We start from the raw sequence: 24,919 nt of genomic DNA on the forward strand, positions 1-24,919 counted from the left end.
TCGGCGGCTTCTGCGGGGCGGAGACCATGCGGCTGCGGATGGTTGGCTGACCGCGCCGCCCGGCGCCCCATGGGAGGTACGAGGTGCCCGGCACCACACCGACTTCCTCACCAAGTACCTGGCGGTCCGCGAGGGGTTGAAGGCCGGTGACTTCACCCCGGTCGCGGTCGGCGCGGGCCAGACGTTCATCGCGGCCCTCAAGCAGGGCTCCATCCAGGGCGGTATGACGACCGACCCGACGGTCGCCAACGTCCTGGACCAGAAGCTCGGCAAGGTCCTGATCGACATGCGTACGCCCGAGGGCTCCCGGGCCGCGCTCGGCGGCCCGTACCCCTCGTCCAGCCTCTATAGGAACGCGAGTGGGGTCGACGGGCACAGGGAGACCGTGCAGAAGCCGGCCAACGCGCTGGTCAGGACGTTGCGGTGCCCAAGGGCTGAGGCACACTGTCCCCGGTGTCAGCGGCCGGTCGCCCATGCGTAGCGGTGCTCCGGGCGGCCGGTCTCCCCGTAGCGCAGTCCGAGCCGCACCCGGCCCGCCCGCTCCAGGAGCTTCAGATAGCGCTGGGCGGTCTGCCGGCTCACCCCCGCCCGCTCCGCGATCTCCTGTGCCGAGAGCGGGCCCTCGGCGGCGAGCAGCACCTGGCGCAGCAGCTCGGCGGTGGTGGGGGAGTGGCCCTTGGGCAGGTCGGGCTCGGCGGAGACCGAGAGCGCGCCGAAGATCCGGTCCACCTGCGCCTGCTCGGCCTCGCCGCCGCCTTCGAGGGTGCGGCGCAGCGCGGCGTACGCCTCCAGCTTGGTGCGCAGCCCCGCGAAGGTGAACGGCTTGACGAGGTACTGGAGCGCCCCCTGGCGCATCGCTGCCTGGACGGTGGCCACGTCGCGGGCCGCCGTCACCATGATCACGTCGGTGTGATGGCCGAGCCGGCGCAGCTCGCGTACGACGGCGAGGCCGTTCTCGTCCGGCAGATAGTGGTCGAGCAGGACCAGATCGACGGGGCGCTCGGCGATCAGTGCGAGCGCCTCAGCGGCCGAATGCGCCTTCGCCACCACCCGGAAACCGGGAACTTTCTCGGCGTATGCGGCATTGATGTCGGCGACCCGCCGGTCGTCGTCCACGACGAGCACGTCGATCATCGCGCCTCCTCACTCAGGACGGTCCCGTTCGGATCCTCACGCGGTACGGTTTCGTCCTCCGGGAAGAGCGTGTTCCCGGGGCCGGCCGCGCCCGGCTCCCCGTCCAGGGCGTCGCTCAGCGCCTCCGGCAGGACGACGGTGAACTCCGCCCCGCCGTCCGGACCCGTCTCCACGCGCGCGTGCCCGCCCTGCCGCTCGGCGAACCGCCGGACCAGGGCGAGCCCCAGGCCCCGCTTGCCGTGCGCGGGCAGCTCCTTGGTGGACCAGCCCTCGGTGAAGATCAGCTCGCGCTGCCCGTCGGGAACGCCGGGGCCGCTGTCGACGACCCGCAGGACGGCCGTGCGCCCCTCGGCGCGCAGGGTCACCCCGACCGAGGCGTCCGGAGTGCCGGCGGCCGCGTCCAGGGCGTTGTCCACGAGGTTGCCGACCACGGTGACCAGCCCGCGCGGGTCGACCAGCCGGTCGGGGAGCAGGGTGTCCGCCGTGATGCGCAGGGCCACCGCACGCTCGGCGGCCACGGTGGCCTTGCCGACCAGCATCGCCGCGAGCAGCGGGTCGCGGACCTTCTCGGTGACCTGCTCGGCGGTCGTCCGGTGCACCCCGACGACCTCGGTGACGAACTCGACCGCCTCGTCGTGCATCTCCAGCTCCAGCAGGCCGAGCAGGGTGTGCAGCCGGTTGGCGTGCTCGTGGTCCTGGGCGCGCAGGGCGTCGATGAGGCCGTGGGTGGAGTCCAGCTCGCGCCCCAGACGCTCCAGCTCGGTGCGGTCGCGCAGGGTGGCGACCGCGCCGCCGTCGTCCGTCGGCATCCGGTTGGCGACCAGGACGCGGTGGCCGCGTACGGTCAGCAGATCGGTGCCCGAGACGCGGCCCGCGAGCACATCGGTGGTCCGCCCGGCGCCGAGCACCTCGTCCAGCGGGCGGCCCGCGGCCTCGGGGCCGACGCCGAGCAGCCGCTGGGCCTCGTCGTTGAGCAACCGGATCCGGCCGGTCCGGTCGAGCGCCACCACGCCCTCGCGGATCGAGTGCAGCATCGCCTCGCGCTCCGCGAGGAGTGCCGAGATATCGGAGAAGGCCAGGTCACGGGTTTGCTTCTGGATCCGCCGGGAGATCAGATACGCGGCGAGCGCGCCGGCCGCGAGGGCGCCGCCCGCGTAGGCGAGCAGGCCGGGGATGGCGGCGAGCAGCCGGGCGCGCACACTGTCGTACTCGATCCCGACCGACACCGCCCCGACGATGGCGCCGCCGGAGTCCCGCAGCGCCACCTTGCCGCGGGCCGAGCGGCCCAGCGTGCCGCTGTCGATCTCCATGACCTCCTCGCCCGCCAGCGCCTCGCTGGGGTCGGTGGAGACGACCCTGCCGATCTGGCTGCCCTCCGTGTGCGACCAGCGCACCCCGCGCCGGTCCATGACCACCACGTACTCGGCGCCGGTGGCCCGGCGGATCCGCTCGGCCTCGCGCTGCACGGGGCCGTCGGCGGTGGGCCGGGAGGCGACCAGGTCCGCCGCGAGCTGCGGCTGCGCGGCCGTCGACTGGGCGATGGCGAGGGCCCGGCGCATCGCCTGGTCGTCGAGCTGATGGCTGAGCGGGGCGAGGAACAGGCCGGTCGCGAGCACGGTGACACCGGCGGCGACGGCCAGCTGCATCAGCAGCACCTGGGAGAAGACGCGCTGGGGCCAGCCGAACCGCCGCCGTCCGGGTGGGGGCGTGCTGGGGACGGCACTCATGCCTATGCACGGTAGACGGCTCCGCGGCGCATTCCGAAATCCGTTCGCGGATCCCTGCCCGGCTCCGGAGGCGGGCAGCCGGGCCGGCTGGAGCGCCGCCCGGGGTCCTCGGCTTCGCCCTCGGACGGTTGCCGTGCGGCGCGGCAGTGCGGCTGCGGACGTGAATTCCTTATGCGCTCCTTATTTCCCTCCTTATCCGTTCCTCAGGCCTCGGGGATGTCCGCCTTGGCACGCACCAGCGTTTCGCGGGTGATCGCGACGATCCGCTCGTACTCGGCACGCGCGGCGTCAATGGGCAGCTTGCCGTCCAGGCTCTCGGTGACGTCCGTACCGATGACGGCGAAGCTGCCGTCGCTCAGCTCGAAGATGTCGGGGCACGTCTGTCCCGACAGGCTGCCGCGTTCTCGTGGGGAAGCACCGACCCTGCGCACGATTTTCACCAGGGGACCGTTCCAATGGCTCGGAGGAGTCTAGGACGTAGGACAGATAACCAGATTCGCGCAGGCCGCGGTAGGGTCCCCTGGAATTGGTGAGGATTACCTCAACTGGCTGATGTTCTGCACGATCTCGTCCACGCGGCGGCCGAGACGTGCCTCCTGCGAGTCCTCCTGCAGTGCGTCCCGGTGCTGCCGGGTGAACTCCCAGTATTCGCGGAAAATAGGACTGCGGCAGATGACCAGCAGATGTCCGCCGATCTCGCTCTCGCTCGTCGAACCGGTGCGGTACGCGTGCACGACATTGCTGTAGAGCGCGTTCGCGTAGAGGAACTGCCGCTGTTTCACCGGGGGAACGTCCTCCTCGAACGTGTCCAGTACGGCGGCGAGTTCGGGGTCGTCGATGGCCTTGCTGAGCAGGTCGAAGTGGAGCCGGTGCTGGTGGGTGAGGGTGATCCGGCGGGCCAGCAGCCGGTGCTGGAGGGCGATTCCGGCGGCGCCCGCGGCGATGGCGAGCCCGGCGAAGACGCCGCCGGCGGAGGCCCCGCCGGCCGCCGGGGCGATCGCGTGGAACCCGGCGCCGAGCGCCAGGCTGAGGGCGGCGGCCAGCACCACGGCGCCCGCCGCGAGCGCCGCCGTCGCCGCCGTGCCGTCGTGCTGTCCGGTTCTTTGCAGGCTGGTCATGTCTCTTCTCCCGTACGACTGTTACTACTGTGGGGGAGCGGGCGGCCCCGGCGCGGTCCTGATCTCCTCATCGATCAGCTCTGCCAATTTCCTTTCGTGGCTGTCCCTGGGAAGAGCGAATTTCGCGTCCCTGGAGAGCGCCCAGTACCGACGATAGGGTTCACTGCCCCGTAATGACCTCGCGTGTACGCGCAGTTCATCGTCCGAATAGCTCCCCCACTGGCGGGCGAGCAACAAGTGCCCGAACGTCAGGTTGGCGAACAGGTACTGTCGCTCCTCCTCGTGAGGGATACCCGGAAAGCCGTTCCACACTGCTGCCAGCGACGGATCCTCCATGGCCATCCGGGTCAGCTGCACATGCAGCGAGCGCATATTCGCCTCGGCGCTGCGGTGCAGTTCCCGGCGGGACTGGGTCAGTTCCTCCCGCTGGTCCGCGAGTTCGCGCCGCTGCAGGCGCAGTTCCTGGTATTGGAGCAGCAGCGCCACCACGAGTATGAGGAATGCCAGGCCGGAGAAGACGGCGCTGGCGGCGCTGAAATAGTTGCCGATCTGACTGATGCCCTCGGCGCGGTCCAGACCGCCCTCGCGCCGCCGCACGGTGTCGATGAGCCAGCCGCTGAGCAGGACGGCGGCCGCGCTCACCAGGACGGTTCCGGCGAGCGTGGCGGCCGTCCAGAGGGCGATCTTCACGGTGGAGCGGAGCCGGACGGACGGGGCTGGGGTGGCTGTCATGGGACCTCCCGGGTGTGGGCACGGCGACGGCCGCGGCGGCACTCAATCTGCCCCCGGGGCCCCCGGGCGACGCACGGCCGGGACGGCGGGCGCGGGCTTTCCGGCCATGCGCGGGGGCCGCTCCGGGGTGCGGCGGCGCCCGGGCGGCGCGCACCCAGGGCGCCCATATCCTGGAGCGGGCCGCAGGGAGCCTCCCCGCACCCGAGGAGCAGTACCGCCGCCCCGCCCGCGCACGCGCCCGAGAGAGGCCCCCCTTCGTGAGTCCCACCGGTCCGACCCAGCAGATCCCCGTCGTCGTCCTCGCGGGCTTCCTCGGCTCGGGCAAGACCACCCTGCTCAACCATCTGCTGCGGGCCAGCAGGGGCACCCGGATCGGGGCGATCGTCAACGACTTCGGGTCCATCGAGATCGACGCGATGACGGTGGCCGGACAGCTCGGCGACTCGACGCTGTCGCTCGGCAACGGCTGCCTGTGCTGCGCCGTCGACGCGAGCGAGCTCGACGTCTATCTGGAGAAGCTGACCCGGCCCGCCGCCCGGCTCGACGTCGTCGTCATCGAGGCGAGCGGTCTCGCCGAGCCGCAGGAGCTGGTGCGGATGGTCCTGGCCAGCGAGAACCCCCGGGTCGTGTACGGCGGGCTCGTCGAGGTGGTCGACGCGGCCGAGTACGAGGAGACCCGCGAGCGGCACCCCGAGATCGCACGGCACCTCGCGGTCGCGGACCTGGTGGTGCTCAACAAGACCGACCGGGTGCCGAGAGCCGCCCTCGACCGGCTGCGCGCGTCCCTGGGCGGGGCCGCGTCGGTGGTCGAGTCCGTGTACGGGCGGGTCGACCCGGAACTGTTCTTCGACCGCAGACCGAGCACCGAGCGGGTGGGCCAGCTCGCCTTCGAGGATCTGCTGGACGACGACGAGGGGCACGACGGGGAACACGGCGAGGGGCACGGGGAGGCGTGCGGACCCGGGTGCGGCCACCCGGGTCATCTGCACCACGCGTACGAGTCCGTCGCCTTCACCTCGGCCGCGCCCATGGAGCCGCGCCGTCTGATGGCCTTCCTCGACAGCCGCCCCGAGGGCCTCTACCGACTCAAGGGATTCGTCGACTTCGGCGCGGCCGACCCGCGCAACCGCTACGGCGTCCACGCCGTCGGCCGCTTCCTGCGCTTCTACCCGGAGCCCTGGCCGCCCGGCGAGGAGCGGGTCACCCAGCTCGTCCTGATCGGCTCCGGCATCGACGCCGAGGGGCTGCGCAAGTCCCTGGACGCGGCCGTGGACCCGGCGCCGCGCGACACCCCGGACGAGGCCGCCATGTGGGGCGTCCTGCGGTACGTACAGCGCGACGAGGCGGAGGAGGCCGACGAGGCCGACGAGGCCGACGGGAGCTCCGAGGCCCTGGGCGCGGAGGAGTAACCCCACGCCCAGGGCCCGGCGGGCCCGCCGGCCACGAGTCAGGCCGCTACAGCGCGGGGCCCGCCAGCACCGTCACGGTGTGGCCCAGCGGTGTGCCCGAGCCGTCGCGGCGCGGGTCCGGCTCCGGCAGGTCCACCGGGGTGCCGTTGGCCTGCGCCGCCTTCGCCGGGGCCGCGCCCGCCCAGGCCAGGACCAGCATGTCCTCGCCCTTCAGGAACCGCTGGCAGCGCACCCCGCCGGTGGCCCGGCCCTTGCGCGGATACTGGTCGAACGGCGTCAGCTTGACGGTCGCCGCCGAGTCCCCGAGCAGCGTGCCGCGTGAGCCCGCCACGGTGAACACCACCGCGTCCGCCGCCGGGTCGACCGCGGAGAACGCGATCACCTTGGCGCCGTCGGCGACCTTGATGCCCGCCATGCCGCCCGCCGGGCGGCCCTGCGGCCGCACCTGCGCGGCCTGGTAGCGCAGCAGCTGGGCGTCGTCCGTGATGAAGACCAGGTCCTCCTCGCCGGTGCGCAGCTCGACCGCGCCGACGATCCTGTCGCCGTCCTTGAGGGTGATGACCTCCAGCTCGTCCTTGTTGGCCGGATAGTCGGGCACCACGCGCTTGACCACGCCCTGCTCGGTGCCGATCGCCAGACCCGGGGACGACTCGTCCAGGGTCGTCAGACAGACCAGCGTCTCGTCGGCCTCCAGCGACAGGAACTCCGAGACCGGGGCGCCGCCCGAGAGGTTGGGCGCGGCGGCCGTGTCCGGCAGCTGCGGAAGATCGATCACGGCGAGCCGCAGCAGTCGCCCGGCCGAGGTGACCGCGCCGACGTCGCCGCGCTGGGTCGCGGGCACCGCGGAGACGATCACGTCGTGCTTGGTGCGCCGCTCGGCCTCCGCGAGCGGTTCCGCGTTCGCCGTACGCGCCAGCAGGCCCGTCGAGGAGAGCAGCACCCGGCACGGGTCGTCCGCGACCTCCAGCGGCACGGCCGCGACCGGCGCGCCCGCCGACTCCAGGAGGACCGTCCGGCGCTCGGTGCCGAACTTCTTGGCCACCGCGGCCAGTTCGGTCGAGACGAGCTTGCGCAGCTCGGTGTCGGAGTCCAGGATCCCGGTCAGCTCGTCGATCTCGCCGGTGAGCCGGTCGCGCTCGCTCTCCAGCTCGATGCGGTCGAACTTGGTGAGGCGGCGCAGCGGGGTGTCCAGAATGTACTGCGTCTGGATCTCGCTGAGCGAGAAGTGCTCGATCAGGCGCTGCTTGGCCTGCGCCGAGTTGTCACTCGACCGGATGAGACGGATGACCTCGTCGATGTCGAGGAGCGCGACGAGCAGGCCCTCCACCAGGTGCAGCCGGTCGCGGCGCTTGGTGCGGCGGAACTCGCTGCGGCGGCGCACGACCTCGAAGCGGTGGTCGAGGTAGACCTCCAGGAGCTCCTTGAGGCCCATGGTGAGCGGCTGGCCGTCCACGAGCGCCACGTTGTTGATGCCGAAGGACTCCTCCATCGGCGTCAGCTTGTAGAGCTGCTCCAGGACGGCCTCCGGGACGAAGCCGTTCTTGATCTCGATGACCAGGCGCAGACCGTGTGAGCGGTCGGTGAGGTCCTTGACGTCGGCGATGCCCTGGAGCTTCTTCGAGCCGACCAGGTCCTTGATCTTGGAGATCACCTTCTCCGGGCCGACCGTGAACGGCAGTTCCGTGACGACCAGGCCCTTGCGGCGGGCCGTCACGTTCTCCACCGACACCTTGGCGCGGATCTTGAAGGAGCCGCGGCCCGACTCGTACGCGTCCTTGATGCCGGAGAGGCCGACGATCCGGCCGCCGGTCGGCAGGTCGGGGCCGGGGACGAAGCGCATCAGCGCTTCCAGGTCCGCGTTCGGATACCGGATCAGATGGCGGGCGGCGGCGATGACCTCGCCCAGGTTGTGCGGCGGCATATTGGTCGCCATGCCGACCGCGATCCCCGTCGCCCCGTTGACCAGCAGGTTCGGGAAGGCGGCGGGCAGGGCCACCGGCTCCTGCTCCTGGCCGTCGTAGTTCGGGGAGAAGTCGACGGTGTCCTCGTCGATCGACTCGGTCATGAGCGAGGTGGCGTCGGCCATCTTGCACTCGGTGTAGCGCATCGCGGCCGGCGGGTCGTCGTTGCCGAGCGAACCGAAGTTGCCGTGGCCGTCGACCAGCGGCAGGCGCATGGAGAAGGGCTGCGCCATCCGCACCAGCGCGTCGTAGATCGACGCGTCGCCGTGCGGATGGAGCTTGCCCATGACCTCGCCGACCACGCGCGCGCACTTCACATAGCCGCGCTCGGGGCGCAGGCCCATCTCGTTCATCTGGTAGACGATGCGGCGGTGGACCGGCTTCATGCCGTCGCGGGCGTCCGGCAGGGCCCGCGAGTAGATCACCGAGTAGGCGTACTCGAGAAAGGAGCCCTGCATTTCGTCCACGACGTCGATGTCGAGGATCTTCTCCTCGAAATCGTCCGGCGGCGGGGTCTTCGTGCTGCGGCGGGCCATCGCGGCTGCGGCTCCTTCACCAACGAGTTCTTCTTAGCGACCACCAACAAGGTCTGCTGCTGACGCCGACCATTGTGGACCGTCCCACTGACAACGCCGACCGCGACCCGGGAACTTCGCCAGGTGTCGGTGCGCTTGCATACAGTGGCAGGACTTCTTCCTGACTTCTTCACCGCGATCGAAGGGACGTACATGCCCATGGGTCACACGGCCACCGCCCAGGCCGGCTCCGGCGGCCTGACAGCGACCGAGCACCGGCTGGCCAACGGCCTGCGCGTGGTGCTCTCCGAGGACCACCTGACCCCGGTCGCCGCGGTCTGCCTCTGGTACGACGTGGGCTCCCGCCACGAGGTCAAGGGCCGTACGGGCCTGGCTCACCTCTTCGAGCACCTGATGTTCCAGGGCTCGCACCAGGTCCACGGAAACGGTCACTTCGAGCTGGTGCAGGGCGCCGGCGGCTCGCTCAACGGCACCACCAGCTTCGAGCGCACCAACTACTTCGAGACCATGCCCACCCACCAGCTGGAGCTCGCGCTGTGGCTGGAGGCCGACCGCATGGGCTCGCTGCTCTCCGCCCTGGACGAGGAGTCCATGGAGAACCAGCGCGACGTCGTCAAGAACGAGCGCCGCCAGCGGTACGACAACGTGCCGTACGGCACGGCGTTCGAGAAGCTCACCGCGCTGGCCTACCCGGAGGGCCACCCGTACCACCACACGCCGATCGGCTCCATGGCCGACCTGGACGCGGCGACGCTGGAGGACGCGCGGAACTTCTTCCGTACGTACTACGCGCCGAACAACGCGGTCCTCTCGGTCGTCGGCGACATCGACCCCGAGCAGACGCTCGCCTGGATCGAGAAGTACTTCGGCTCCATCCCGACCCACGACGGCAAGCAGCCGCCGCGCGACGGCACGCTGCCCGGCGTCATCGGCGAGCAGCTGCGCGAGGTCGTCCACGAGGACGTCCCCGCGCGCGCCCTGATGGCCGCCTACCGGCTGCCGCACGACGGCACCCGCGAGTGCGACGCCGCCGACCTGGCGCTCACCGTCCTCGGCGGCGGCGAGTCCTCCCGCCTCCACAACCGCCTGGTGCGCCACGACCAGAGCGCCGTGGCGGCCGGTTTCGGCCTGCTGCGCCTGGCCGGCGCGCCCTCGCTCGGCTGGCTGGACGTGAAGACGTCCGGCGGCGTCGAGGTCCCCGACATCGAGTCGGCCGTCGACGACGAGCTGGCCCGGTTCGCCGAAGAGGGTCCCACCGCCGAGGAGATGGAGCGCGCCCAGGCCCAGCTGGAGCGCGAGTGGCTGGACCGGCTCGGCACGGTCGCCGGCCGCGCCGACGAACTCTGCAGGTACGCGGTGCTGTTCGGCGACCCCCAGCTCGCCCTGACCGCCGTCGACCGGGTGCTCGACATCACCGCCGAGGAGGTGCGGGACGCGGCCCGGGCCACCCTGCGCCCGGACAACAGGGCGGTGCTGGTCTACGAGCCGACCACCGCCGAAGCAGACGAGGCGGGCGACGCCGACGCAGAGGGAGCAGAGCAGTGAGCGAGACCGGCGTGATCATGGAGTTCCACCCCCAGCCGGCCGCCGGCACCGCGCGTCCCTGGGCGTTCCCCGCCCCCGGCCGCACCACCCTGCCCAACGGGCTGACGGTGCTGCGCTGCGACCGCCCCGGCCAGCAGGTCGTGGCCGTGGAGATCTTCCTCACCGCCCCGCTGGACGCCGAGCCGGCGGGCCTGGACGGCGTCGCCACGATCATGGCGCGCGCGTTCTCCGAGGGCACCGACAAGCGCTCCGCCGAGGAGTTCGCCGCCGACCTGGAGCGCTGCGGCGCCACCCTGGACGCGCACGCGGACCACCCGGGCGTCCGGGTCTCCCTGGAGGTGCCGGTCTCCCGGCTCCCCAAGGCGCTCGGTCTGCTCGCCGAGGCACTGCGCGCCCCCGCGTTCGCCGACGCGGAGGTCGACCGTCTGGTCCGCAACCGCCTCGACGAGATCCCGCACGAGCTGGCCAACCCGGCGCGCCGCGCCGCCCAGCAGCTCTCCAGGGAGCTCTTCCCGGCCACCGCGCGCATGTCGCGCCCGCGCCAGGGCACCGAGGAGACCGTCACCCGGATCGACGCGGCGGCCGTACGGGCCTTCTACGAGGCCTATGTCCGCCCGGCGGCGGCCACCGCCGTGGTCGTGGGCGACCTGGGCTCCACCGACCTCGACGCGGTCCTGGCGGACACCCTGGGCGCCTGGACCGGCACCCCGGCCGAGGAGCGCCCGATGCCCCCGGTCACCGCCGACGACACCGGCCGCGTGGTCATCGTGGACCGCCCCGGCGCCGTCCAGACGCAGCTCCTGATCGGCCGGATCGGCCCGGACCGCCACGACCGCGTCTGGCCCGCCCAGGTCCTCGGGACGTACTGCCTGGGCGGCACGCTCACCTCCCGCCTGGACCGCGTCCTGCGCGAGGAGAAGGGCTACACCTACGGAGTGCGTGCGTACGGCCAGGTGCTGCGCTCCGGCGCGGAGGGCACCGGCGCGGCCATGCTCGCCATCAGCGGCTCGGTGGACACGCCCAACACCGGCCCGGCCCTCGACGACCTGTGGACGGTGCTGCGCAAGCTCGCGGCCGAGGGTCTGACGGACGCCGAGCGGGAGACCGCCGTGCAGAACCTGGTGGGCGTGGCCCCGCTGAAGTACGAGACGGCCGCCGCCGTCGCCGGGACGCTGGCCGACCAGGTCGAGCAGCACCTCCCGGACGACTTCCAGGCGCAGTTGTACGCGCGCCTCGCCGACACCGGCACCGTGGAGGCCACCGCGGCGGTCGTCAGCGCCTTCCCGGTGGACCGTCTGGTGACCGTCCTGGTGGGGGACGCGGCACAGATCGAGGAGCCCGTCAAGGCCCTCGGAATCGGTGAAGTCACCGTCGTGGCGGGCTGATTGGGCCGCCCGCCGGAGGCGGGCGGACGAGCCGGGTGAGGACCCCGGTGGCCGAGTGGCCGCCGGGGTCCTCACTTATGTCCCTTTTGTTGGGGAGGTTGCCTGTCTGTCATGTGGCGTGCGCTACAAAAAGACGTGTCTGTTTGGTGATTGAAAGATCAGCCGTCTAGCGTCGGTCGCGCTGTCCGTCACCACCCGTCGCAGCCGCGGCACCGGACAGCGATCGCCGAGTCCCCAACTGGCGCGAGCCAGGGGAGCCGGGGACCCACTCAGTCCCTGGGGTGAATCGGACGCCTCCGCCCGCGGAGGGGCCCGTAGGAGACCTTCCAGCTCCGAACCCGTCAGCTAACCCGGTAGGCGAGATGGAAGGAAAGGACACCGCCACTCCATGGCGTTCACCCGTGCCACCGGGAAGCACCGTCGTCCGAGCGCCGTTTCGCGCAAGGGCGCGAACATAGCGGGCATCGCCACTCTCGCCACCGCCGGAGTCGTGGGCACCCTCGCCTCCCCGGCCATCGCCGCGGAGAACGCGGCGCCCGCCGCCGCCTCGGTCGAGGACACCGGCATCACCCAGGCGATCGTGATCGGCGACTCCCTCGCCGACCGTATCGACGCCCAGGCCGCCGCTCAGAAGCACGCCGCCGACAAGGCCCGCGCCGCCGCCGAGGCGAAGCGCAAGGCCGAGGCGAAGGCCAAGGAGGAGCGCGCCGCCAAGGAGCGCGCCGCCCGTGAGGCCGAGCGCAAGCGCCTCAACTCCTTCGTCGCCCCGATCGACGGCAGCTACGTCTCCACCGGCTACAAGACCGGCGGCTCGATCTGGTCCTCCGGCAGCCACACCGGCATCGACTTCCACGCGGGTATGGGCACCTCGGTGCACGCCGTGGGCCTGGGCACCGTCGTCGAGGCGGGTTACGGCGGCGCCTACGGCAACAACATCGTCATCCGCATGAACGACGGCACGTACACGCAGTACGGCCACCTGTCGTCCATCAACGTGTACGTCGGCCAGCGCGTCGAGCCGGGCCAGCAGATCGGCCTCTCCGGCAACACCGGCAACACCACCGGCCCGCACCTCCACTTCGAGGCCCGTACCGGCGAGTCGTACGGCTCGGACATCGACCCGATCGCGTATCTGCGCTCGCACGGCGTCAACGTCTGACGCGGCCGTCCCCGCGTCCCACCGAAGCCCCCGGCGTCCGCGCCGGGGGCTTCGTCGTGCGCCGCCGGGCGCGCGGATCCGTCCGTGGCCAAAAGATATGCATTGCGTACCGCACGTCACGGGGAATTAACAGTCGCTGGAATAGCATCACCGAACAGGCGTCGATCGACCGCGTTTCGCGGGGATTAAGGCGGAGGTTCGGTCATGCGCATTCCGGCGCAATCGGTATGCACGGCAATCCGCGACGACATCGTCGCGGGGCTCTTCGCGCGCGGCAGCCGGCTCACCGAGGAAGTGCTCGCCCGGCGGTACGGGGTGTCCCGCGTCCCGGTCCGCGAGGCGCTGCGCACGCTGGAGTCCGAGGGGTTCGTCACCACCCGCCGGCACGCCGGGGCCTGTGTCGCCGAGCCGACCGAGCAGGAGGCCGCCGACCTGCTCGAACTGCGCACGATGCTGGAGCCGCTGGCCGCCGCCCGGGCCGCCGCCCGGTGCACCGAGGCCCATCTCAAGGTGCTGCGCGGCCTGGTCAGGCTCGGTCAGGACCGTATCCGGCGGGCCCAGGGCGAGGATCTGCGCGCGCTGGGCGGCTGGTTCCACGAGACGCTCGCCCAGGCCTCCGGCAGCCCCGGCCTCATCGCGCTGCTCACCCAGCTGCGGCACAAGATCGCCTGGATGTACGTGGTGGAGCAGCCCGCGCTGCCCGCCGAGTGCTGGGCGGAGCACGGGGCGATCGTGGACGCGCTGGCGCGCGGCGACGCCGAGCGGGCCAGGTCGCTCGCCGCCCACCACGCCGAGCGCGCGTTTTCCGCCTATCGGCTGCGGCGTCCGGTGGACGTGAGGACTTCGCAACATGCCGTAAACACCGCGAGCGTCCGTGCTTAACGGGGGCGCCGTATGCAAAGAGGTGATTCGGCGGGGCTGTTTCGTGCTGCCCGAAATCGCCGCGGAAATCAATGGCAGGGGTACGAGGGCCGGGTAACCCGAGTATCCGTGCAAAAGAAAGGAGCCGCGGACCCTGAATTCGGGTCCGCGGCTCCGATCGCGAAGTGCGGTGACGCGGGCACCGTCCGGGCCGGGGTTCGGCCGGCCGGGTGCGGTCAGACGGTCTCGGGGAGCTCCTCAAGGCCCTCCGCGACGAGCTTCGCCAGACGCTCCAGGGCCGCCTCGGCGCCCTCCGCCTCGGAAGCCAGCACGATCTCCTCGCCGCCCTGCGCGCCCAGGCCGAGCACCGCGAGCATGGAGGCGGCGTTGACCGGGTTGCCGTCGGCCTTGGCGATCGTCACGGGGACGCCGGAGGCCGTGGCGGCGCGGACGAAGATGGAAGCGGGGCGGGCGTGCAGGCCCTCGGCCCAGCCGACATTGACGCGGCGCTCAGCCATGGTGATGCCCTTCGAAATCTCTGGCGGTTGTCTAGACCAGTCTCTCATGTCCTGCGCTGTGCTCGACGCCGACGCCGGATCCGTTCTGACCCCTACCTTGACCTGACCGCACCGGCCCCGCGACCCGTAGGCTGCCGGTATGCAGGCTCCGCAGGAGAAGACGCAGGACCCCGCGTACCCGGCCCACTGGGAGGCCGACGTCGTGCTGCGCGACGGGGGGACGGCGCGGATCAGGCCCATCACGACGGACGACGCGGAGCGGCTCGTCTCGTTCTACGAGCAGGTCTCGGACGAGTCCAAGTACTACCGCTTCTTCGCGCCCTACCCCCGGCTGTCGGCGAAGGACGTGCACCGCTTCACCCATCACGACTACGTGGACCGCGTCGGGCTCGCGGCGACGGTGGGCGGCGAGTTCATCGCGACCGTCCGCTACGACCGGATCAACGCGCAGGGCAGGCCCGCCTCGGCGCCGGCCGACGAGGCCGAGGTGGCCTTCCTGGTCCAGGACGCCCACCAGGGCCGAGGGGTCGCCTCCGCGCTGCTCGAACACATCGCGGCGGTCGCGCGCGAGCGGGGGATCCGGCGGTTCGCGGCGGAGGTGCTGCCCGCCAACAACAAGATGATCAAGGTGTTCACGGACGCGGGCTATCAGCAGAAGCGTTCCTTCGAGGATGGCTCGGTCCATCTCACGCTCGATCTGGAGCCGACCGCCGAGTCGCTGGCCGTGCAGCGCGCCCGCGAGCAGCGCGCGGAGGCGCGCTCGGTGCAGCGGCTGCTCGCGCCCGGCTCGGTGGCGGTGATCGGCGCCGGCCGCGCTCCGGGCGGCGTCGGGCGCACGGTGCTGCGCAATCTGCTCGGGGCGGGCTTCACCGGACGCGTGTACGCGGTCAACCGGGCGTTCCCCGAAGGGGGTTCGCGGATCGACGGCGTCCGCGCCGTCCGCTCGCTCGGCGACCTCTCGGAACAGGTCGACCTCGCGGTCGTCGCGGTCCCGGCCGAGCGGGTGCCGGAGGCGGTCGCGGAGTGCGGCGAGCACGGGGTGCAGGGGCTGGTCGTCCTGTCCGCCGGGTACGCCGAGAGCGGCGCGGCCGGCCGTGAGCGCCAGCGCGAACTGCTGCGGCAGGTGCGGTCGTACGGGATGCGGCTGATCGGGCCCAACGCGTTCGGCGTGATCAACACCGCGCCCGGGACGCATCTGAACGCCTCGCTCGCGCCCGAGCCGCCGCGGCGGGGGCGGATCGGTCTGTTCACCCAGTCGGGCGCGATCGGGATCGCACTCCTGGCGGGTCTGCACCGGCGGGGCGCGGGCCTGTCGACGTTCATCTCGTCGGGCAACCGGGCGGACGTCTCGGGCAACGACATCCTTCAGTACTGGTACGAGGACGCGGACACGGACGTGGTCCTGCTGTACCTCGAATCCATCGGCAACCCGCGCAAGTTCACCCGGCTCGCGCGGCGGACGGCGGCGGTGAAGCCGGTGGTCGCGGTGAAGGGCGCCCGGCACAGCGGCTCGACCCCGCCCGGCCACGCGGTTCCGGTGACCCGGGTCCCGGACGCGGCGGTCTCGGCGCTGCTGCGCCAGGCGGGCGTGATCCGGGTGGACACGGTGACCGAGCTGGTCGACGCGGGCGTCCTGCTCGCGGGCCAGCCGCTCCCGGCCGGGCCGCGCGTCGCCATCCTCGGCAACTCGGAGTCCCTCGGCCTCCTCACGTACGACGCCTGCCTCACGGAGGGCCTGCGCCCGCACCCGCCCGTGGACCTGACGACGGCGGCCACCCCCGAGGACTTCCGGGACGCGCTGGCCCGCGCCCTGGCGGACGAGTTCTGCGACGCGGTGGTGGTCACGGCGATCCCCTGGGTGGGCGAGCCCGGCTACCCCGACGAGGCCCTGGCCACCGCCCTTCAACAGGCCACGACAACGGCCCCCGCGAAGCCGGTGGCGGTAGTGCACGTAGAGCTGGGAGGCCTGGCAGAGGCCTTGGCAAGCGCGGCAAGCACGGCCCCCCGCACCCCACACCACCGCGCTCCGACGGCAGCCGCTACCAGCGCCCCGAACCAGCCCCCCACCGGGAACCAGACCGCACAGCCCGCGCCTGCCCCCGCCCCCCACCTCCGCCACCGCCCCGACCTCGGCGGCGTCCGCCTCGACCTCGCCGACGAGGAGCAACTGCGCCGCGCGTACGCCGAGTTGACGCACGCGCTGGGCAAGCCGGAGGAGCTGCAGCCGGTCGTCCAGGCGATGGCCCCGCGCGGGGTGGACACCGTGGTGCGCGCCGCCATCGACCCGGCCGTCGGCGCCGTGCTCTCCTTCGGCCTCGCCGGAGCCGCCTCCGAGCTGCTCGGCGACACCGGCCACCGGCTGGTCCCGGCCACCGACCGGGACGCCACCGAGCTGGTCCGGTCGATCCGGACCGCCCCCCTCCTCTTCGGCTGGCGCGGCTCCGCGCCGGTGGACACGGCGGCCCTGGAGGAGCTGCTGCTGAGGGTCTCGCGGCTGGTCGACGACCATCCGGAGGTCGTCGCCGTCTCCCTGGAACCGGTCGTCGTCGCCCAGCACGGCCTCTCCGTACTGGGTGCGAGCGTCCGCCTGGCACCCCCGCCGCCCCGCTCCGACCTGGGCCCGAGGCGCCTGCCCAGCTACTGAAACGATCGGGCCCCGGGGCCCCGTAGGATGGAGCTCATGGCGAAGACCGGCACGATGACCCAGGGGCTGCGCGCGGCGATCGAGCGCAGCGGCTACTACCCGGCCCTTGTGGCCGAGGCGGTGGAGGCCGCCGTCGGTGGTGAGCCCATCGCGTCGTACCTGGTCCATCAGGAGACCACCTTCGACGCCAACGAGGTGCGCCGCCACGTGACGGTCCTGGTTCTGACGGGCAACCGTTTCATCGTCAGCCACACCGACGAGCAGAACGCCGACACCAGCTCCCCGACGCCGTACGCCACGACCTCCACCGAGTCCGTGAAGCTCGACCGGATCTCGTCCGTGGTCGTCAGCCGTGTGGTCGCCAACCCCGAGTCGTACACCCCGGGCACCCTGCCCCGCGAGGTCGTCCTGACCATCGGCTGGGGCGCGGTCTCCCGTATCGACCTGGAGCCCGCCGCCTGCGGCGACCCCAACTGCGACGCCGACCACGGCTACACCGGCAACTCCACCGCCGACGACCTGAGCCTGCGCGTCAGCGAGGCCGGGGACGGGCCGGACACCGTGCGCCAGACCCTCGACTTCGCCCAGGCCCTCTCCGAAGCCACCGCGGCCACCGCCCGCTGATGGCCCAGCCCGCCTGGCAGGACCCGGAGCCCCTCGCCCTCGACACCGCCCCCCTGCCCGAGTACGGCAGCGGCTCGCTCGCCGATCTGCTGCCCACCCTCGCGGCCGGCATGGGCGTGCCCGGGGTGACCGCGGCCATCCCCGAGCTGACCCCGACCGACCGGAACTGCGTGTTCCTGATCGATGGGCTCGGCTGGGAGCAGATCAAGGCCCACCCCGACGAGGCGCCCTATCTGCACTCCCTGCTGGCCGGCTCGCGCGGCGGCACCGGACGGCCGATCACCGCCGGGTTCCCGGCCACCACCGCCACCTCGCTCGCCTCCGTCGGCACCGGCCTGCCGCCTGCCGCGCACGGTCTGCCCGGCTACACCGCGCGCAACCCGCAGACCGGTGAGCTGATGAACCAGCTCCGCTGGAAGCCCTGGACCGACCCGCACGTCTGGCAGCCGTACCCCACGGTCTTCCAGCTGGCCGACGCGGCCGGGGTGCACACCGCCCAGGTGTCCTCGCCGACCTTCCAGCACACCCCGCTCACCAAGGTCGCGCTCAGTGGCGGAACGTTTCACGGCCGGCTGACCGGCGAGGACCGCATGGACCTGGCCGCCGCCCAACTGGCCGCCGGGGACCGCTCGCTCGTCTACACGTACTACAGCGAGGTCGACGGCAAGGGCCACCGCTTCGGTGTGGACTCGGACGCCTGGCGCGGCCAGCTGATGTACGTCGACCGGCTGGTCCAGCGGCTCGCCGAACAGCTGCCGCCGCGCTCCGCGCTCTATGTCACCGCCGACCACGGCATGATCGACATCCCCTTCGACGAAGAGTCCCGTATCGACTTCGACGAGGACTGGGAGCTGGGCGCCGGAGTGGCCCTGCTCGGCGGCGAGGGCCGGGCCCGCCATGTGTACGCCGTCCCCGGTGCCGAGTCCGACGTACTCACCGTCTGGCGCGAGGTGCTCGGCGAGCAGTTCTGGGTGGCGAGCCGCGACGAAGCCATAGCGGCGGGCTGGTTCGGACAGCCGGGCGCCTGCGACGAGCGGGTGTACGGGCGGATCGGCGACGTCGTCGCGGCCGCGCACGCCGATGTGGTGATCACCGCCTCGCGGAACGAGCCGCACGAGTCCGCGATGGTCGGTATGCACGGCTCGATGACCCCCGTCGAGCAGCTCGTGCCGCTCCTCGAAGTACGCTCGTAACCCTCTCTTCCGCACCTCCCCCTGTCTCCTGTACGCGGACGCGTGCGCAGATCCGAAAGGCCGTCACCCTCCCATGCCCGAGCTGGTGTTCTTCTCCGGAACGATGGACTGCGGAAAGAGCACCCTCGCTCTTCAGATCGAGCACAACCGCTCCGCGCGCGGCCTCCAGGGCATGATCTTCACGCGGGACGACCGCGCGGGCGAGGGCAAGCTGTCCTCCCGGCTCGGCCTGGTGACGGACGCCGTCGAGGCGGCCGAGGGCTTCGACTTCTACGCGTATCTGGTCGCCCACCTCTCCAAGGGCGGCCGCTGCGACTACGTGATCGCGGACGAGGCGCAGTTCCTCGCGCCCGGCCAGATCGACCAGCTCGCCCGGGTCGTCGACGACCTCGACCTGGACGTCTTCGCCTTCGGCATCACCACCGACTTCCGCTCCAAGCTCTTCCCCGGCTCCCAGCGCCTGGTCGAGCTGGCCGACCGCGTGGAGGTCCTCCAGGTCGAGGCGCTGTGCTGGTGCGGGGCCCGGGCCACGCACAACGCGCGTACCCGGGGCGGCGAGATGGTCGTCGAGGGGGCGCAGGTCGTGGTGGGTGACGTGAACCAGTCCGAGGACGAGATCGGGTACGAGGTGCTGTGCCGGCGCCACCACCGCCGTCGTATGACGGCCGCGGCCGCGCGGGCGGCCGCGCTGTCGCCGGATGTGCTGCCCGTGGACGCGTAGCGCTCCGCGGGGTGCGGTTCCTCGGCCGCGGGCCGGTGGGGGCTGATCGCGCGGTTCCCCGCCCCTGAGGGCACGGGCATCAGGCCGTCGACCGCACCAGCGTGAACACCGCCCCTTCCGGGTCCGCCACCGTCGCCACCCGGCCGCTCGATTCCTCATGCGCGGGCCGCAGGACGTGGCCGCCGAGCTCCGTGACCCGGTGGGCCGCCTCGTCGGTGTCCGCGACCTCGAAGTACGTCATCCAGTGCGCGCCCTTGTCGCGCGGCAGGGCGTTGCCCACGCCGTGCAGCGAGCAGACCGGGCGCCCGTCGATGTGCAGCGTCACGTAGTCGAAGTCGGCCGAGACCACCGCCTCCTTCTCGTAGCCGAACACCGACTCGTAGAACTTGCCGACCGTGGAGGTCTCCCGGGTCACCAGCTCGTTCCAGACGGGGGTGCCGGGGGCGCCCGCCACCATCGTGCCGACGTGCGCCTGGGCCTGCCAGGCGCCGAAGACCGCGCCCTCCGGGTCCGAGGCGATCACCAGCCGCCCCGCGTCGCCCGCGTCGAGCGGCCCGACCCCGACCGTGCCGCCGCAGTGCCGGATGGCCTCGGCCGTCGCGTCGGCGTCGTCGGTGGCCAGATACGTGGTCCAGGCGATCGGCAGATGGCGGTCGGGCGGGAGCTGCCCGATGCCCGCGACCTCGGCGCCGTCGAGCAGGGCCCGCACATAGGGGCCGAGCGAGGCGGGCCCCGGCCGGAACTCCCAGCCGAACAGCGCCGCGTAGAACTCCTGGGTAGGAGCCAGGCCGTGCACCATGAGGCTCACCCAGCAGGGTGTGCCGGGCGTGCGCCGGGTCTCTGCCTGGGACATCGTGACTCTCCTCGGACCATCGCTGTGAGAACGCGCCCTGAAGGGGCGGGCGGCCGGGCCGCCCCGGCGCCCGCCTTCCCCGCAGATGCTTGCACCACCGACGGCCAAGCGCGCCCCGGCCGCGCCGCTTTTGGCGCGTTCCCGCAGGAGGATGCCCGCTTTGGCATTTCTCATCCGTTTCGCGGCCGTTACGCGGCGACACGCGCTGCGCGAGGATGGCCCCATGAACGCCATCATCAGCGCATCCGAACTGGCGAACGAGCTGGCCGGGGCCCGCCCGCCGGTCCTCCTTGACGTCCGCTGGCAGCTCAGTCTGGCGAAGGCGGCCGGCGCCGCCCCCTTCGACGGCCGGGCCGAGTACGAGGCCGGGCATCTGCCCGGTGCGGTCTTCGTCGACCTCGACGCGGAGCTGGCGGGACCGCCCGGCGCCGGGGGCCGCCACCCGCTGCCCGACGTGGCGGCGTTCGGCGCCGTGATGCGCCGCGCGGGCGTGTCGGCCGGGACGCCGGTGGTCGTCTACGACGGCGGCCAGGGCTGGGCGGCCGCGCGCGCCTGGTGGCTGCTGCGCTGGACGGGGCACCAGGACGTACGGGTCCTCGACGGCGGCCTCGCCACCTGGACCGGCGCACTGTCGAGGGAGCTCCCGGCGCCCGCCGAGGGCGACTTCGCCCCCGAGCCGGGCGCGGTGGGCCTCCTCGACGCGGACGGGGCGGCCGCGCTCGCCCGGTCCGGACTGCTGCTCGACGCCCGCGCGGGGGAGCGCTACCGGGGCGAGGTCGAGCCCATCGACCGGGTCGGCGGCCACATCCCGGGCGCGGTCTCCGCCCCGACCACCGAGAACGTGGGCTCCGACGGGCGCTTCCTGGCCCCCGAGGTCCTCGCCGACCGCTTCAAGGCCCTGGGTGCCTCCGGCGCCGACGTCGGCGTGTACTGCGGCTCCGGAGTCTCCGGTGCCCACGAGGTGCTCGCCCTGGCGGTCGCGGGGATCCCCGCCGCGCTCTACGCCGGGTCCTGGTCGCAGTGGTCGTCGGACGAGTCCCGCCCGGTCGCGACCGGCCCCGACCCCCAGTAGCGCACACCGAGGGGCCCGCGCTCGGCGCGGGCCCCTCGGCTCGTATCGGTGTGCCTCGCGTCGACGTCCTCCGTAATGGCTGGACGGGCGTATCGACGGACGAGGCGGACGCGCGAGGCGTCCTACTCCTGTTTCTTGCGCCGGGTGCCGAAGACGATCTCGTCCCAGCTCGGTACGGCGGCGCGCCGCCCGGGCCGGACGCCGTCCGCCTCGGCCTGGCGGTCCGTGGTGCCGGTGAGGCGGTCGCGGTGACCGGCCACCGAGCGGGGCATCAGGACGTCCGCGTACGCCGCGCCGGCGCCCGCCCGCGGGCGGGCCCCCGCCCCGCCAAGGCGCCGGCGGGCGGCACGGCCCGCGCGGTCCACGAGTGGCGGACCGCCGGGCGCTGGGTGCTCGCCGCCGTCATCGCGATGGGGCTGCTCCAGGGCGGCATCTGGTACGTGGGCGGCGACGGGGACGTGGACTCGCTGCGGATGTGGCAGCAGCGGATGCTGTGGCTGATCGGCATCAACCTGGTCATCGCGCTCAGCTACACGCTGTTCCCGAAGAAGGTGGAGGCGGCCCGGTCCCGCCGCTGACCCAGCCGCTCTACCGCTCGCCGCCCGGCACCCACAGCACGTCCCCGGTCTCCACGTTCGCCGTCCTCGCGAGGATGAACAGCAGGTCGGAGAGGCGGTTCAGATAGGTGGCGGTCAGCGGGTTCATCGTCTCGCCGTGCACTTCCAGGGCCGCCCAGGTCGAGCGCTCGGCGCGGCGCACCACCGTGCACGCCTGGTGCAGCAGCGCGGCTCCGGGGGTGCCACCGGGCAGGATGAAGCTGCGCAGCTTCTCCAGCCGCTCGTTGAACAGGTCGCAGTCCGCCTCCAGCCGGTCGACGTAGAACTGCTCGACCCGCAGCGGCGGGTACTTCGGGTCTTCCACGACCGGCGTCGACAGGTCCGCGCCCACGTCGAACAGGTCGTTCTGCACCCGGGTGAGGACCTGGACGACCTCCTCGGCGAGACCGCCGAGCGCGATCGCCGTGCCGATCACCGCGTTCGCCTCGTTGGCGTCCGCGTACGCCGAGATCCGCAGATCCGTCTTGGCGGTACGGCTCATGTCGCCCAGGGCCGTGGTGCCCTTGTCGCCGGTGCGGGTGTAGATGCGCGTCAGATTGACCATGGGGTCAGCCTAGTTACGCGAGGGCCGTCCGCCACGCTTCTGTGCCGACCGTCACGGGCCGCCGCGCGCCCTGGTACGGGCCCGCCCGACAGCACGGACATTCCCCGCCCAAGTACGCGGTACGGGACGAGCGATGGGGGCCGACGGGGCCCTCGGTGAGACGCCGCTCACCCGTCTTGGTGTGATGTCCGTCATCTGAGACGTGACGCGCATCTCTTACGGCTCCCAAGATGCCTCACGGCCGATAGCCTCCGCCGGAGAGCCGTATCAGTAAGCCGTCAAAGGGGTGTGAAGTGGCCAGGAAGCTCGCCGTCATCGGGGCCGGACTCATGGGTTCGGGCATCGCGCAGGTCTCGGCCCAGGCGGGCTGGGACGTCGTTCTGCGTGACGTCACCGACGCGGCGCTGGCCCGTGGCACCGACGGCATCAAGGCCTCGTACGACAAGTTTGTGAGCAAGGGCAAGCTGGCCGCCGAGGACGCGGAGGCCGCGCTCGCCCGCATCACCACCACGACCGACCTGGACGCGGCCGCCGACGCCGACATCGTCGTCGAGGCCGTCTTCGAGAAGCTGGAGGTCAAGCACGACATCTTCCGTACGCTCGACAAGATCGTGCGTCCGGACGCCGTGCTCGCCTCCAACACCTCCGCCATCCCGATCACCAAGATCGCGGCGGCCACCGAGCACCCCGAGCGGGTCGTCGGTGTCCACTTCTTCTCGCCGGTCCCGATGATGCAGCTCGTCGAGCTGGTGCGCGGCTACAAGACGAGCGACGAAACCCTGGCCACCGCCCGGGAGTTCGCCGAGTCCGTCGGCAAGACCTGCATCGTCGTCAACCGCGACGTCGCCGGTTTCGTCACCACCCGCCTGATCTCGGCGCTCGTCGTCGAGGCGGCGAAGCTGTACGAGTCGGGCGTGGCCACCGCCGAGGACATCGACCTCGCCTGCAAGCTGGGCTTCGGCCACGCGATGGGCCCGCTGGCCACCGCCGACCTGACCGGCGTGGACATCCTGCTCCACGCCACCAGCAACATCTACACCGAGTCCCAGGACGAGAAGTTCGCGGCACCCGAGCTGATGCGCCGGATGGTTGACGCGGGTGACATCGGCCGCAAGAGCGGGCAGGGCTTCTACAAGCACTGATTGACGCACCCTCACCTCCCCTCGCCCCAGATCACTCCATGGGGTGAATTAGGTATCGGTTCGCTTACAGACGGCAACTTCCCTGCGGTCTGTGCAGTCAGTTGGTGCAGTAAGAGACGACAGGCAGACAGGCATACGGAGCACTCCGGGGAGTACTTATGCACATCAGGGGCGACCACGTCGAGCTGGTCGTCGGGGGCCGCCTCGACGTCCGCAGCGCGGCGGACGCCCGTACGGTCCTGCACTCCGCCGTCGACGACGGAGCCGGCGACCTGGTGCTCGACCTGACCGAGCTGGACTCCTGGGACGCCACCGGCCTCGGTGTGATCATGGGCGCCCACCGGCGGGCCGGCCGCTGCGGCCGGCGGCTGGTGCTGCGGGGCGTGCCGCCCCAGATGCAGCGCCTGCTGGTGGCGACCCGGCTGCACCGCATCCTGGCCATCGAGGGCGGCATCGCGGCGGAGGCGCTGCCGCGCGTGTGAGCGTGCGCGGCGCCACCGCCGTACGAGCCTCGTACGGCGCGGTTGAGCACGACCTGTGCGGCAGTTGTGCAGGTGATGTGGAAGCCGGTCCTCCGCACGCAATCCTCACCGGACTGTGACGCTCTGGGCGGGGTGGCACCCCGCCCGTTCGGAGATACTGGGCGAAGGTTTAGGGTGCGGTCTCCCGCCGGTCGACATCCCTGCGGCGGGTACCGGACCAGAGCGACAGCGCAGTGCGTAGCGGCCGGGTGGGGCAAGGTTACGCAGGCGTATCTGGGGGGCTTTCACCATGAACCCGATGGACACCCGGGGACCGGACGAGTTCGACGACGAGCAGAACGGACCGGGCCCGGGCGCCGCGCAGCGCAAGGAGCGCGACCGCGACGCCCTCACCCCCGAGCCCGCGGCACGCGCCGCCGGGCTCGCGCGCACGGTCCAGCTCGTCTCGGGCGACTTCCTGCTCACCGTCAACCCCGTCGACGGCAGCGAGATCGAGCCCTGCCCGCCCGGCGAGATACCCGGCCGCCCCGAACGCCGGTCCGCCGCCGAACGCACCGAGCGCGAGCGCTCGCTCAGGCCGCCGGGGCCGTGCCGGTCGACCAGGCGCGAGATGTACGGGCCGAGCACGGCGGCCGACATGGCGAGGGTCGCGGAGAGCGCCCCTGCCAGCCCGTAGCGGCCGGTGAGCTGGGAGACCATCGTGACGATGCCGATGCCCATCATGGACAGCGGCATCCTGCCGAGCAGCCCGGCCGCGGAGAACCGCTTGGTGCCGGGAGCGGTGAATATCGCGCGGTACGGACTGGGCATGAGGGCTCCGGCGGCCGGCTCAGCCGGGTGGCTGAAGCGTGTAATTAATACCTAAAGCTTACGGTGTTGAACTTACGACGTCAGATGCCTCCCGCGCACGCGGTTTTTCCGGCTCCGCCCGATGCGCTCGCT

At 72.1% G+C, this 24,919-nt stretch carries 23 protein-coding genes, 3 pseudogenes and 1 riboswitch; of the genes and pseudogenes, 15 read left to right on the forward strand and 11 right to left on the reverse strand.

All coding sequences use genetic code 11. The features are described from left to right. Positions 1-34: 34 nt before the first annotated feature. Positions 35-424: pseudogene (locus A8W25_RS24740) on the forward strand (ABC transporter substrate-binding protein); the annotation flags it as partial. Between the two features lie 32 nt (positions 425-456). Here A8W25_RS24740 and A8W25_RS24745 read toward each other — a convergent pair. The 5 genes from A8W25_RS24745 to A8W25_RS24765 all read right to left on the reverse strand — a co-directional run bounded on the left by A8W25_RS24745 (position 457) and on the right by A8W25_RS24765 (position 4,711). Beyond that, on the reverse strand, positions 457-1,134 hold the full coding sequence (locus A8W25_RS24745; RefSeq protein WP_067165131.1) for a DUF7342 family protein: 678 nt from the start codon (positions 1,132-1,134) through the stop codon (positions 457-459). Then, complete coding sequence (locus A8W25_RS24750) at positions 1,131-2,861, reverse strand: sensor histidine kinase (protein ID WP_067165133.1); 1,731 nt, start codon at positions 2,859-2,861, stop codon at positions 1,131-1,133. Before A8W25_RS24750 ends, A8W25_RS24745 begins: the two co-directional genes overlap by 4 nt. 203 nt (positions 2,862-3,064) lie before the next feature. Next, a complete protein-coding gene (locus A8W25_RS24755) occupies positions 3,065-3,301 on the reverse strand; it encodes a hypothetical protein (protein ID WP_067165135.1) in 237 nt (78 codons plus the stop codon). A 96-nt stretch (positions 3,302-3,397) separates the two neighbouring features. After that, a complete protein-coding gene (locus A8W25_RS24760; RefSeq protein WP_107470778.1) occupies positions 3,398-3,979 on the reverse strand; it encodes a DUF6082 family protein in 582 nt (193 codons plus the stop codon). 24 nt (positions 3,980-4,003) lie between these two features. After that, entirely contained in the window at positions 4,004-4,711 is a 708-nt protein-coding gene (locus A8W25_RS24765) for a DUF6082 family protein (protein ID WP_107470779.1), read from the reverse strand. Positions 4,712-4,968: 257 nt separating this feature from the next. Here A8W25_RS24765 and A8W25_RS24770 point away from each other — a divergent pair, with 257 nt between their 5' ends. Then, the gene (locus tag A8W25_RS24770; protein WP_067165137.1) at positions 4,969-6,120 is read left to right on the forward strand and encodes a CobW family GTP-binding protein; all 1,152 of its coding nucleotides are present in this window, start codon (positions 4,969-4,971) and stop codon (positions 6,118-6,120) included. Between the two features lie 46 nt (positions 6,121-6,166). Here the strand turns inward: A8W25_RS24770 and A8W25_RS24775 are convergent, their stop codons facing one another. Next, a complete protein-coding gene (locus tag A8W25_RS24775) occupies positions 6,167-8,617 on the reverse strand; it encodes a DNA gyrase/topoisomerase IV subunit A (RefSeq protein ID WP_067165139.1) in 2,451 nt (816 codons plus the stop codon). Positions 8,618-8,809: 192 nt separating this feature from the next. Between A8W25_RS24775 and A8W25_RS24780 the strand changes: the two genes are divergently transcribed. The 4 genes from A8W25_RS24780 (at position 8,810) to A8W25_RS24795 (ending at position 13,588) form a co-directional block, all read left to right on the forward strand. Further along, the gene (locus A8W25_RS24780) at positions 8,810-10,162 is read left to right on the forward strand and encodes a M16 family metallopeptidase (RefSeq protein WP_079126355.1); all 1,353 of its coding nucleotides are present in this window, start codon (positions 8,810-8,812) and stop codon (positions 10,160-10,162) included. A gap of 17 nt (positions 10,163-10,179) precedes the next feature. Continuing rightward, the gene (locus tag A8W25_RS24785) at positions 10,180-11,547 is read left to right on the forward strand and encodes a M16 family metallopeptidase (RefSeq protein ID WP_107470820.1); all 1,368 of its coding nucleotides are present in this window, start codon (positions 10,180-10,182) and stop codon (positions 11,545-11,547) included. Positions 11,548-11,761: 214 nt separating this feature from the next. Beyond that, positions 11,762-11,922, forward strand: a riboswitch (cyclic di-AMP (ydaO/yuaA leader). Between the two features lie 13 nt (positions 11,923-11,935). Next, the gene (locus A8W25_RS24790) at positions 11,936-12,706 is read left to right on the forward strand and encodes a M23 family metallopeptidase (RefSeq protein ID WP_067165146.1); all 771 of its coding nucleotides are present in this window, start codon (positions 11,936-11,938) and stop codon (positions 12,704-12,706) included. A 204-nt stretch (positions 12,707-12,910) separates the two neighbouring features. Continuing rightward, positions 12,911-13,588, forward strand: coding sequence for a GntR family transcriptional regulator (locus A8W25_RS24795; protein ID WP_067165148.1), 678 nt, complete (start codon positions 12,911-12,913; stop codon positions 13,586-13,588). A gap of 215 nt (positions 13,589-13,803) precedes the next feature. On the opposite strand, the gene A8W25_RS24800 is transcribed toward A8W25_RS24795, so the two are convergent. Beyond that, positions 13,804-14,085, reverse strand: coding sequence for an HPr family phosphocarrier protein (locus A8W25_RS24800; RefSeq protein ID WP_067165150.1), 282 nt, complete (start codon positions 14,083-14,085; stop codon positions 13,804-13,806). Between the two features lie 139 nt (positions 14,086-14,224). Here A8W25_RS24800 and A8W25_RS24805 point away from each other — a divergent pair, with 139 nt between their 5' ends. The 4 genes from A8W25_RS24805 (at position 14,225) to A8W25_RS24820 (ending at position 19,267) form a co-directional block, all read left to right on the forward strand. Continuing rightward, on the forward strand, positions 14,225-16,729 hold the full coding sequence (locus A8W25_RS24805) for a bifunctional GNAT family N-acetyltransferase/acetate--CoA ligase family protein (protein ID WP_067165153.1): 2,505 nt from the start codon (positions 14,225-14,227) through the stop codon (positions 16,727-16,729). Positions 16,730-16,765: 36 nt separating this feature from the next. Beyond that, the gene (locus A8W25_RS24810) at positions 16,766-17,353 is read left to right on the forward strand and encodes a DUF5998 family protein (protein ID WP_067167157.1); all 588 of its coding nucleotides are present in this window, start codon (positions 16,766-16,768) and stop codon (positions 17,351-17,353) included. After that, positions 17,353-18,546 carry an alkaline phosphatase family protein gene (locus A8W25_RS24815; protein WP_067165155.1) on the forward strand — a complete coding sequence of 398 codons (1,194 nt, stop codon included), beginning with the start codon at positions 17,353-17,355 and terminating at the stop codon, positions 18,544-18,546. Before A8W25_RS24810 ends, A8W25_RS24815 begins: the two co-directional genes overlap by 1 nt. A 73-nt stretch (positions 18,547-18,619) precedes the next feature. After that, positions 18,620-19,267 (forward strand): thymidine kinase, encoded by a 648-nt coding sequence (locus tag A8W25_RS24820; RefSeq protein ID WP_067165158.1) that lies wholly within the window; start codon positions 18,620-18,622, stop codon positions 19,265-19,267. A gap of 79 nt (positions 19,268-19,346) precedes the next feature. On the opposite strand, the gene A8W25_RS24825 is transcribed toward A8W25_RS24820, so the two are convergent. Beyond that, positions 19,347-20,120 (reverse strand): VOC family protein, encoded by a 774-nt coding sequence (locus tag A8W25_RS24825; protein ID WP_067165159.1) that lies wholly within the window; start codon positions 20,118-20,120, stop codon positions 19,347-19,349. A gap of 223 nt (positions 20,121-20,343) precedes the next feature. On the opposite strand from A8W25_RS24825, the gene A8W25_RS24830 reads away from it, so the two are divergent. Next, complete coding sequence (locus A8W25_RS24830) at positions 20,344-21,192, forward strand: sulfurtransferase (RefSeq protein ID WP_067165162.1); 849 nt, start codon at positions 20,344-20,346, stop codon at positions 21,190-21,192. A 122-nt stretch (positions 21,193-21,314) separates the two neighbouring features. On the opposite strand, the pseudogene A8W25_RS32920 reads toward A8W25_RS24830, so the two are convergent. Further along, positions 21,315-21,500: pseudogene (locus tag A8W25_RS32920) on the reverse strand (DUF3071 domain-containing protein); the annotation flags it as partial. On the opposite strand from A8W25_RS32920, the gene A8W25_RS24835 reads away from it, so the two are divergent. Further along, positions 21,441-21,770, forward strand: coding sequence for a hypothetical protein (locus A8W25_RS24835; protein WP_420708536.1), 330 nt, complete (start codon positions 21,441-21,443; stop codon positions 21,768-21,770). The pseudogene A8W25_RS32920 and the gene A8W25_RS24835 sit on opposite strands and share 60 nt — an antisense overlap. A 10-nt stretch (positions 21,771-21,780) precedes the next feature. On the opposite strand, the gene A8W25_RS24840 is transcribed toward A8W25_RS24835, so the two are convergent. Continuing rightward, positions 21,781-22,353, reverse strand: coding sequence for a cob(I)yrinic acid a,c-diamide adenosyltransferase (locus A8W25_RS24840; RefSeq protein ID WP_067163974.1), 573 nt, complete (start codon positions 22,351-22,353; stop codon positions 21,781-21,783). Positions 22,354-22,646: 293 nt separating this feature from the next. Between A8W25_RS24840 and A8W25_RS24845 the strand changes: the two genes are divergently transcribed. The 3 genes from A8W25_RS24845 to A8W25_RS33625 all read left to right on the forward strand — a co-directional run bounded on the left by A8W25_RS24845 (position 22,647) and on the right by A8W25_RS33625 (position 24,653). Continuing rightward, on the forward strand, positions 22,647-23,495 hold the full coding sequence (locus tag A8W25_RS24845; RefSeq protein WP_067163976.1) for a 3-hydroxyacyl-CoA dehydrogenase family protein: 849 nt from the start codon (positions 22,647-22,649) through the stop codon (positions 23,493-23,495). A 158-nt stretch (positions 23,496-23,653) separates the two neighbouring features. After that, positions 23,654-23,977 (forward strand): STAS domain-containing protein, encoded by a 324-nt coding sequence (locus A8W25_RS24850; protein WP_067163978.1) that lies wholly within the window; start codon positions 23,654-23,656, stop codon positions 23,975-23,977. A 298-nt stretch (positions 23,978-24,275) separates the two neighbouring features. Continuing rightward, complete coding sequence (locus A8W25_RS33625; protein WP_067165164.1) at positions 24,276-24,653, forward strand: hypothetical protein; 378 nt, start codon at positions 24,276-24,278, stop codon at positions 24,651-24,653. Here A8W25_RS33625 and A8W25_RS32925 read toward each other — a convergent pair. Beyond that, a pseudogene (locus A8W25_RS32925) lies at positions 24,563-24,787 on the reverse strand (MFS transporter); the annotation flags it as partial. The gene A8W25_RS33625 and the pseudogene A8W25_RS32925 sit on opposite strands and share 91 nt — an antisense overlap. Positions 24,788-24,919 lie beyond the last annotated feature (132 nt).

The organism is Streptomyces sp. ERV7, from assembly GCF_001653515.1.
GTDB lineage: Bacteria > Actinomycetota > Actinomycetes > Streptomycetales > Streptomycetaceae > Streptomyces.

Bases quoted from the DNA above. Each gene is read 5' to 3' on its own strand.
- A8W25_RS24815 (WP_067165155.1), top strand. From the start codon at position 17,353: ATGGCCCAGCCCGCCTGGCAGGACCCGGAGCCCCTCGCCCTCGACACC.
- A8W25_RS24795 (WP_067165148.1), top strand. From the start codon at position 12,911: ATGCGCATTCCGGCGCAATCGGTATGCACGGCAATCCGCGACGACATC.
- A8W25_RS24825 (WP_067165159.1), bottom strand. From the start codon at position 20,120: ATGTCCCAGGCAGAGACCCGGCGCACGCCCGGCACACCCTGCTGGGTG.
- A8W25_RS24745 (WP_067165131.1), bottom strand. From the start codon at position 1,134: ATGATCGACGTGCTCGTCGTGGACGACGACCGGCGGGTCGCCGACATC.
- A8W25_RS33625 (WP_067165164.1), top strand. From the start codon at position 24,276: ATGGACACCCGGGGACCGGACGAGTTCGACGACGAGCAGAACGGACCG.
- A8W25_RS24810 (WP_067167157.1), top strand. From the start codon at position 16,766: ATGGCGAAGACCGGCACGATGACCCAGGGGCTGCGCGCGGCGATCGAG.
- A8W25_RS24785 (WP_107470820.1), top strand. From the start codon at position 10,180: ATGGAGTTCCACCCCCAGCCGGCCGCCGGCACCGCGCGTCCCTGGGCG.
- A8W25_RS24800 (WP_067165150.1), bottom strand. From the start codon at position 14,085: ATGGCTGAGCGCCGCGTCAATGTCGGCTGGGCCGAGGGCCTGCACGCC.
- A8W25_RS24765 (WP_107470779.1), bottom strand. From the start codon at position 4,711: ATGACAGCCACCCCAGCCCCGTCCGTCCGGCTCCGCTCCACCGTGAAG.
- A8W25_RS24775 (WP_067165139.1), bottom strand. From the start codon at position 8,617: ATGGCCCGCCGCAGCACGAAGACCCCGCCGCCGGACGATTTCGAGGAG.
- A8W25_RS24850 (WP_067163978.1), top strand. From the start codon at position 23,654: ATGCACATCAGGGGCGACCACGTCGAGCTGGTCGTCGGGGGCCGCCTC.
- A8W25_RS24790 (WP_067165146.1), top strand. From the start codon at position 11,936: ATGGCGTTCACCCGTGCCACCGGGAAGCACCGTCGTCCGAGCGCCGTT.
- A8W25_RS24760 (WP_107470778.1), bottom strand. From the start codon at position 3,979: ATGACCAGCCTGCAAAGAACCGGACAGCACGACGGCACGGCGGCGACG.
- A8W25_RS24840 (WP_067163974.1), bottom strand. From the start codon at position 22,353: ATGGTCAATCTGACGCGCATCTACACCCGCACCGGCGACAAGGGCACC.
- A8W25_RS24830 (WP_067165162.1), top strand. From the start codon at position 20,344: ATGAACGCCATCATCAGCGCATCCGAACTGGCGAACGAGCTGGCCGGG.
- A8W25_RS24750 (WP_067165133.1), bottom strand. From the start codon at position 2,861: ATGAGTGCCGTCCCCAGCACGCCCCCACCCGGACGGCGGCGGTTCGGC.
- A8W25_RS24820 (WP_067165158.1), top strand. From the start codon at position 18,620: ATGCCCGAGCTGGTGTTCTTCTCCGGAACGATGGACTGCGGAAAGAGC.
- A8W25_RS24805 (WP_067165153.1), top strand. From the start codon at position 14,225: ATGCAGGCTCCGCAGGAGAAGACGCAGGACCCCGCGTACCCGGCCCAC.
- A8W25_RS24780 (WP_079126355.1), top strand. From the start codon at position 8,810: ATGCCCATGGGTCACACGGCCACCGCCCAGGCCGGCTCCGGCGGCCTG.